The sequence below is a fragment of the Marivita sp. genome, from assembly GCF_017643905.1.
Lineage (GTDB): Bacteria > Pseudomonadota > Alphaproteobacteria > Rhodobacterales > Rhodobacteraceae > Marivita.
This window is the reverse complement of sequence record NZ_JAEPMO010000173.1, coordinates 1-8,122: the sequence shown is the minus strand read 5'-3', so window position 1 is coordinate 8,122 and position 8,122 is coordinate 1. Positions and strand designations below refer to the sequence as shown.

At 60.7% G+C, this 8,122-nt stretch carries 8 protein-coding genes; 6 read left to right on the top strand and 2 right to left on the bottom strand.

The annotated features are described in order from the left end of the window. From modA to JJ869_RS20205, 4 genes are all read left to right on the top strand, one after another. Positions 1-836 (top strand): molybdate ABC transporter substrate-binding protein (gene modA, locus JJ869_RS20220; protein ID WP_366510485.1); only part of this gene is annotated, 836 nt, incomplete at its 5' end. Continuing rightward, entirely contained in the window at positions 833-1,531 is a 699-nt protein-coding gene (gene modB, locus JJ869_RS20215) for a molybdate ABC transporter permease subunit (protein WP_292270067.1), read from the top strand. The genes modA and modB, both read left to right, overlap by 4 nt. Further along, complete coding sequence (gene modC / locus JJ869_RS20210) at positions 1,528-2,625, top strand: molybdenum ABC transporter ATP-binding protein (RefSeq protein ID WP_292270066.1); 1,098 nt, start codon at positions 1,528-1,530, stop codon at positions 2,623-2,625. Before modB ends, modC begins: the two co-directional genes overlap by 4 nt. A gap of 39 nt (positions 2,626-2,664) precedes the next feature. After that, positions 2,665-3,708: an aldo/keto reductase gene (locus tag JJ869_RS20205; RefSeq protein WP_292270064.1), complete on the top strand. Its 1,044-nt coding sequence runs from the start codon at positions 2,665-2,667 to the stop codon at positions 3,706-3,708. A 20-nt stretch (positions 3,709-3,728) separates the two neighbouring features. On the opposite strand, the gene JJ869_RS20200 is transcribed toward JJ869_RS20205, so the two are convergent. Then, entirely contained in the window at positions 3,729-5,006 is a 1,278-nt protein-coding gene (locus JJ869_RS20200) for an MFS transporter (protein ID WP_292270063.1), read from the bottom strand. Positions 5,007-5,139: 133 nt separating this feature from the next. Here JJ869_RS20200 and JJ869_RS20195 point away from each other — a divergent pair, with 133 nt between their 5' ends. After that, entirely contained in the window at positions 5,140-6,273 is a 1,134-nt protein-coding gene (locus tag JJ869_RS20195) for a CaiB/BaiF CoA-transferase family protein (protein ID WP_292270060.1), read from the top strand. On the opposite strand, the gene JJ869_RS20190 is transcribed toward JJ869_RS20195, so the two are convergent. Further along, positions 6,274-7,122, bottom strand: coding sequence for a helix-turn-helix transcriptional regulator (locus JJ869_RS20190; protein WP_292270057.1), 849 nt, complete (start codon positions 7,120-7,122; stop codon positions 6,274-6,276). It abuts the gene before it with no gap. A 121-nt stretch (positions 7,123-7,243) separates the two neighbouring features. Between JJ869_RS20190 and JJ869_RS20185 the strand changes: the two genes are divergently transcribed. Further along, on the top strand, positions 7,244-8,122 hold an 879-nt coding region (locus JJ869_RS20185; RefSeq protein ID WP_292270055.1), incomplete at its 3' end, for a fatty acid desaturase.

The window sequence follows — 8,122 nt, the reverse complement described above, 5'->3', positions numbered from 1 at the left end:
GGATCGGTGCAATTGGTCAGGTACGTCAAAGAATTGCCCTCAAGAACAAGGTTCCGTCTGCCGTGATCCCGATTTTGCGCGCCACATTGGTTGCGATCTGGCTGGCTTTCCCAGCAAAGGCGGCTGACCTGAAGGTGTTCGCGGCAGCCTCCTTGGGCGACGCGATGGCCGAACTTGCAACGGTTTGGAAAGCTGACACCGGTCAGGACGTCACCCTTGTTCTCGCCGGCAGCTCCACATTGGCGCGCCAGATCGACGCTGGCGCACCTGCCGATGTCTATGTGTCGGCAAACGAGACATGGATGGATTGGCTGGTCGACCGTGGCCGAGCAGTGCCGGAAAGCCGTGTCAACATCGCGTCCAACCGCCTTGTCCTTGTGGCAAACGATCCCGCCGCAGCATCCGATGCTGACATCACAGCGCAGACCGACTTTTTGGGTGCCTTGGGTCCGTCGGGGCGTCTGGCCATCGCCTTGCCTGAAGCCGTGCCCGCGGGCATTTACGCCAAGACCGCACTTACCGATCTCGGGCTTTGGGAGGGATTGAGCACGCGATTGGCTCCCACTGACAATGTCCGCGCGGCGCTGGCGCTTGTGGCGTTGGGCGAAGCGCCCTTGGCAATCGTCTATGCGACCGATGCAATGGCAGAGCCGCGCGTCGTCACCGCAGGTGTGTTTCCTGAGGACACGCACCCGCCCATCCGCTATCCCGCAGCCGTGGTCGCCGATACCCAGTCACCCAACGACGCTTCCGCCTTTGTGGCGTGGCTGGTCAGCCCTGTGGCACAGGCAGTTCTGGCGCGCTACGGGTTTCTTCCCGTCGGAATACCGGAATGACCGGATGGCTTGGGCCAGAGGAATGGCAGGCTGTCGCCCTGTCGCTCAAGGTGTCGTTCTGGGCAACGCTGCTCAGCCTGCCGTTCGGCTTGCTCTGTGCACTGGCGTTGGCGCGGGGAAGGTTCGTCGGGCGGGATGTGCTGAACTGGCTGGTCCATTTGCCACTCGTTCTTCCACCTGTCGTCACGGGGTATCTCCTTCTGCTTGGCTTCGGACGGCAGGGGCCAATCGGGTCCGTGCTGGATAACCTCTTCGGAATTACGCTGGCCTTCCAATGGACCGGTGCGGCCTTGGCTGCCTCAATCATGGCCTTTCCCCTGATGGTGCGCGCCATGCGACTGGCGATAGAGGCCGTTGATCCCAAGCTGGAAGAGGCGGCAGCCACGTTAGGGGCCAGCCGGCTCAAGGTGTTCAGCACGGTCACCCTGCCTTTGATCCTGCCTGGGATCATCGCGGGGGCGGTTCTGGCATTTGCCAAGGCGATGGGCGAATTCGGCGCAACCATCACCTTTGTGTCGAACATCCCCGGTGAAACACGCACCGTTCCATCCGCGATCTATGCCTTCCTTCAAGTCCCCGGCGGCGAGACCAGCGCGATCCGACTTGTCGCGGTCGCGGTCGCCATCGCCATCGGTGCGCTGATCCTGTCGGAATGGTTGTCCCGCCGCGTCGCGAACCGGATTTCGGGATCATGAGTCTGTCAATCGACATACGGCGGTCCCTTGGCGGGTTCGATCTGAACACCACGTTCGAGGCGCCCGAAGGCGTGACCGTGCTTTTCGGTCGGTCGGGCAGCGGCAAAACATCGGTCGTCAAATCCGTCGCGGGTCTGGTGACGCCTGAGCAGGGACGGATCACCTTGAACGGCCGGGTACTGTTCGATGCTGGCACGCGAACAGATGTGCCGGTGCACAAGCGGCGCTTGGGGTATGTGTTTCAGGACAGTCGCCTGTTTCCCCATCTCAGCGTTCGGGACAATCTGTGTTACGCGGCGCGCGTCAGTGGACGTGGGGCCAAAGATCCTAAGGATGTCGGTGCGCTCTTGGGGATTTCGCATCTTCTGGACCGGAGGACCCATTCCCTCTCGGGTGGTGAGGCGCAGCGTGTGGCGATTGGCCGGGCGCTCTTGTCGGAGCCGGACATGCTCTTGATGGACGAACCGCTGGCCTCGCTCGATGGGCCGCGCAAGGCAGAGATTCTGCCCTATCTCGAAACTTTGCGGCGCGAGACCGGACTTTCGATCCTTTACGTGACCCACAACATGGCCGAGGTAGCGCGGCTGGCCACCCATATCGTTCTGATCGACGACGGTCGCGTGGTGCGCTCGGGTGCCCCGGAAGAGGTGCTGACCGACCCTGACATGGTCCGCATGCTCGGCATTCGCGATGCGGGTGCCGTGTTGTCGGCCAAAGTGGCAGCACATCATCCTGACGGTTTGAGCGAATTGGCGATATCTGCGGGGACGCTCTTGTTGCCGGCGGTGGATGCCCCTGTGGGGGCCAAGTTAAGGGTCCGCATTCTGGCGCAGGATGTGATCCTCGCCAGAGCGCGGCCTGAAGGGCTGTCAGCGCTCAACATTCTGCCGGTCCGAGTGCTTGCCGTGCGCCGTGGCGAAGGACCGGGTGTGATCGTGCAGCTCAAGGCAGGCGAGGACCGTCTTTTGGCCCGCATCACCCGACGCAGTGCAGATGCGCTGAACATCGTCGAAGGCGCCGAATGTTACGCGGTGATGAAATCTGTTGCTGTCTCGCAGACGGACATCGCTGTTGGCTTGCAGACCGGGCTTTAGCCGCTACGTTGCGCGCAACCAAACGGGAAGGAATGCGCGATGAAGATGAACCGACTGGGCAAAACCGATCTGATGGTGTCCGAACTGTGCCTTGGCACGATGACCTATGGCAATCAGACGCCCGAGGCGGATGCCCATATGCAGATGGATATGGCGCTGGACGCGGGGATCAATTTCATCGACGCGGCCGAGATGTATCCGGTTAACCCGGTCGCCAAGGAGACCATTGGTCTGACCGAAGAAATCCTTGGCAACTGGTTCCAGAAAACGGGCCGCCGCAATGACTGGCTTCTCGCCACCAAACATTCCGGCGAGGGGATGCAATTTGTCCGCGACGGTGCGCCAATCACAAGCGAGACCATTCCGGGCGCGGTGGAAGGGTCGTTGAAGCGGCTCAAGACCGATCATATCGATCTCTACCAGCTGCATTGGCCCAATCGCGGGTCCTACATGTTCCGCAAGAACTGGACCTTTGACCCCACCACCCAGAACCGCACCGAGACGCTTCAGAACATGGCGGATGTTCTTGGCGCGCTGGGTCGCGAGATCGAGAAGGGGCGCATCCGGCACATTGGTTTGTCCAACGAAAGTGCCTGGGGCACGATGATGTGGCTGCAGGTGGCGCACGCGATGGCTGGGCCGCGGATGGAAAGCATCCAGAATGAATACTCACTGATGTGCCGTTTGGCCGACACCGATCTGGCCGAGGTGATGGTGCATGAAGAAGTGTCGCTTCTGCCATTCTCACCTCTGGCGGCAGGGCTGTTGACCGGCAAGTATCAGAACGGTGCTGTGCCCGAGGGGTCGCGCATGTCGCTCAATGGCAATCTGGGGGGGCGCAAGACGGACCGGGCGTTCCTGGCCGTCGATGCCTATGCCAAGGTTGCGCAAGAGGCTGGTCTCGATATGGCGCTGATGGCCTTGGCGTGGTCAGTTCAACGACCCTTCGTGGTGTCTTCGATCTTTGGCGCGACAACCGCCGATCAGTTGGCGCATTTGCTCAAGGCCGAAGGTATGGCCCTGAGCGCCGATGTTCTGAAGGCGCTGGATGACACGCACAAGCAGCATCCCATGCCGTACTGAGCCTTTGCGCATATGATCGATTACGCGCTGCTGGAGGCTTCTTTGGCATCCAGCGGCAACAGATCTGGGCCTGTGGGTTCAGGCACGGGAACAGGGCGGCTGCCCGTCTTGCCCAATCGCGCGGGAAGAGTTCCCGACAAGGCCCACGCGCCCAGCAGCGCGGTCGCCCCAGCGCCAAAGATTGCGGCCAACGGGGCCACAAGCAGGACCAGCCACGCCATACCGGGTGTGAGTATGCCCGATACGTCCCGGAAGCTGGAATAGACCGCAGACATTTCGGTCCGTTCTGACGGCTTGACCGCCAGCAGGAACGGCAATCCCGCCGAAACATCGAGCAAGATCAGAAAGAATGATCCCGACATCAGGCACAGCACGGTGAGCCATGGAAGGCCGGAGAGCAAAGCCGCCGACCCGAACAGCAGTCCCGACATGAAAAAACCGGTGCGTACGGCATGCCGGATCGAGTAGCGCTGCATGAAGCGCAACATGAAGGGTGTTACGAACAGCGCCGCGTTGGAAATCGACAGTGCGATCCCGCCCAATTGTTCGCCCAAGCCGGACTGGATCGCAAAGATGGGCAGATAGACGACATAGACCCACCATCCGCAGGACCGGATCACCGCGAAGAGCCAGCCTGCCACCAGACGGGGTTGAGCAAAGAACCTTGGCAGGAACCCCAACGGATTCGTCGGGGCACGACGGCTTTTGGTGATCAGTTTGCCATTGCCCATGCGCATGGCAAGGAACATCAAAAGCATGCTGAACGACGCGGTGGCCGCCACCAGAAAAGGAGCCGGTTCCCACCATTTGAGCAAGATGACTCCAAGAACCGGACCTACCGTCCAGCCTGCCGCGCTGTAGAACATGCGCGATGTCTCGCAGCGGCCCAGTTCGATCTTGGCGATGTAATCCAGCACATAGGCGTTGAAGCAGACAAAAGTTGTCACGGTTGCGGCAGAAGTCAGCGTGAGCCCGATGATCGTCGTCGGTGCCGATCCGTCGATGGCAAGAAGCGATCCCGCGATGAAACAAGATGCGCCCGACATGTAGACCCAGCGTCTTGGCAGAAACCGTGCGAGGAACGGCACAAGCAGGCCGGTCAAAAGCGACACGATGCCGATCAGGAAATAGACCTGCGATACCAGTGCTGCGTCTTGCAGCGCCTGATACATGCGCAACGGAAAGACCGAGATCAGGATACCCCGCGCCACCGCTTCGGCCGCCGCCAGCATGGCAAAGCCGCGCACGCTGGGTGCGGGTGCGTGGCGGAGCCACTCGGGTATGCGTCTTTCGTGCATGTCTTGCCTTCAGTGTCGTATGCCAGAGATACGTGCCTTCGCAAGTCATGCATTGCCGTCAGCGACCCAATGTCGTTTTCTTGAAACGACACTTGGGGTCGCAGCTGTGCGATCCGGGTCTGAAAGGATGTTTATGCCAACAAATCGACCTCTGGCCGGAATCCGCATCGTCGAGGTCGAAGGCATTGGCCCCGGCCCTTTTGCGGCGATGATGCTGGCTGATCTGGGGGCTGACGTGATCGTGGTGCATCGCCCCCGGTCAGGCCCTGTTGTGGGTCTGAAAGAACGCCCCGTCACCGACCGGGGCAAACGATCTCTGGTGCTGGACTTGAAATCGGATGCGGAACGGGATGTGCTCCTCAAACTGATCGCGCATGCCAATGGCCTGATCGAAGGCTTCCGACCCGGTGTGATGGAACGCTTGGGTCTTGGCCCCGATATCTGCCTAGCGGTCAATCCCCGTCTGGTCTACGGGCGCATGACCGGCTGGGGGCAGGACGGCCCTATGGCGGAACGCGCCGGGCATGACCTGAATTACATCGCGATGGCTGGGGCGCTCTGGTCCTCGGCGCCCGAGGGCGACCGCCCCACAGTGCCGCCGACACTGGTGGGTGATATCGGCGGAGGAGCGCTTTACCTTGTTGTCGGGATGCTGTCTGGGATTATCGCTGCGGGACGCACCGGGCAAGGCACGGTCGTCGATGCGGCGATTTACGACGGTGCAGCGCATATGCAGAACCTGCTTATGTCGATTGCGGGCGGGGTGGAAGACGGCCCATCCGCACAAGCCAATCCGCTCGTCGGAGCGCACTGGTCACGGACATATCGCTGTGCCGATGGCGGGTTCGTCAGCGTGCAATGCCTAGAGCCGAAGTTCTATACAGAGTTTCTTGGCAAGCTTGGCCTTGCCGAAGATGCGGACTTTGTGAACCACCAGTTCGATCAAGCCGCTTGGCCACACTTGTCGGATCGGTTGGCGCAGGTCTTTGCCGCGCAGAAGCGGTCATATTGGGAACAGCTTTTCCACGGCAGCGATGCCTGTGTCGCGCCAGTGCTCTCTCCGCGCGAAGCTTTTTCGCACCCTCAAAACGTGGCACGGCAGACATGGCATGAAGTTGACGGCAGCCTGCAAGCCGCTGCTGCCCCGCGCTTTGATGGTCATACGCCAGCGCCGCCTGCGGATATTCGGGCCAGAGGGCAGGACAGCGATGCAATTCTTGCCGCGTTGTCCGATCATTCTGGTTGGCCGGAAAGCCCTGAGAACTGATCAACCCAGAGTCGCGCGCAAGTCTGACAGGTGATCGGGAAACGACCGCGCGGTGATCTGTGATTGCCGCACCAGATTGTCGAAATGGTCGGAAAACGCCCGCACCCGCTGCGTGTCGCGGAAGGCAAGGTAGTTGCTGCCCAGATAGATCACCGCGAGCAAGGGGCCGAACACGGTGATCGGGGCGGAATAGACCTGACGTGCATCAAAGAGATAGACGCGCAGCCTGGGGTAGAGCGCCTGGGTCAGGTCCAGCCAGTGTTTGATCTGTTGCTTGCGCAGTTCCAGGGGAAGATCGGCGTAATAACCTGTGCCGTCGACAAAGCTCTGCACTTCGTACGCGGGCATTGCGATCTCGTAATCCGAGGCCGACTGCCGCATCCAAGCCAACCGATTGGTCGACGCGGTGATCGCCTGCGCCGTGGTGCGCCCCAGATGAGGGCCATATTCCCAAGTCAGCACTTCGTTGGTCTTGAGCATGTCCGGCAACCCAGCGGGCACATAGCGGATCTTGTAGCCTTCCGCCTCGCGGTGCCAATCGAAAATCTGTTGGTCCACCAAGGCACGAGGTGCATTGGTCAGCGTCAGCGCGTTTGCCAGAAGATCAGTCGCGTTTTCGGGGTGCTCTGACAGCCCCAGCAGCCAATCCGCCGAAACGCCAAGCGCAGTAGCACAAGCCCCCACCACATGTGCGTTGGGCAACCGACCGGCATCGTCGCGCAAGATCTGCGAAATTGTGGATCGGTCGATGCTGGTCCGCCGGGCCAGTTCGCTTTGGTTCGTTCCGGATCGGCGGATCGCGATCAGCAGGCGCGTGCGGAACAGATCGGCCCGTTGCAGCTTGTCCATATGCGAAAACCAACATTTGGTGACAAATATCACGGTTATACACAATTGTGCACTGTTCTCAGAATTCTGCAAGTCGGGCGCGGGTTCTATGGTGATCGTCGGGGACTCATGGGGTCACTTTATGACGGACATGCCTTTGCCGCGATCGGCAGAGCTGCGACGTGCGGCCGAATGGCCGACACTTCTGATGCTTGGCATCACCTATAGTGCTTGGGCTGTCGCGACCGTTTGGGTCAGCGACTTGTCGGTATTTTTGGCCATCGCGCTTTGTGCGTGGGCTGCAGCGCAGCATTCATCGCTCACGCATGAGGCGCTGCACGGGCATCCCAGCCGGAACAAGCTTCTGAACGCAGCATTGGTGTTTCCGCCGCTGAGCCTCGTGGTCCCGTACCTTCGGTTCCGCGACACCCATCTTGCGCACCATCGGGATGAAAACCTGACCGACCCCTATGATGATCCGGAAACCAACTATCTTGATCCTGTGGTCTGGGACCGTCTGCCTGCATGGCGAAAAGCACTTTTCCGCGCCAACAATACGCTTGCTGGACGTCTGATCCTTGGTCCCATCGTCGGTCAAATCTCCTTCATGGCCGCGGATTGGCGCCTGATCCGGGCAGGTGACCGCCGAGTGTTGGCGGGCTGGCTCTTGCACGTCCCCGCAGTCGCCAGCGTCGTCTGGTGGATGGCCTCGGTTGCACAGATGCCGATCTGGGCTTGGCTGGTGTCGGTCTACCTGTCGCTCTCGCTGCTCAAGCTGCGTACGTATCTCGAACACCGCGCGCATGATCGCACATCCGCCCGCACGGCAATCGTCGAGGATCGCGGGTTCTTTAGTTTGCTCTTTCTGAACAACAACCTGCACGCGGTGCACCATATGCACCCAAGCGTGCCGTGGTACGCATTGCGCGATCTCTACCGGACACGGCGGACGCAATACCTCGCGTCCAATCAGGACTATCACTACGGCACCTATGCAGACGTCGCCCGCAAGTATCTGTTC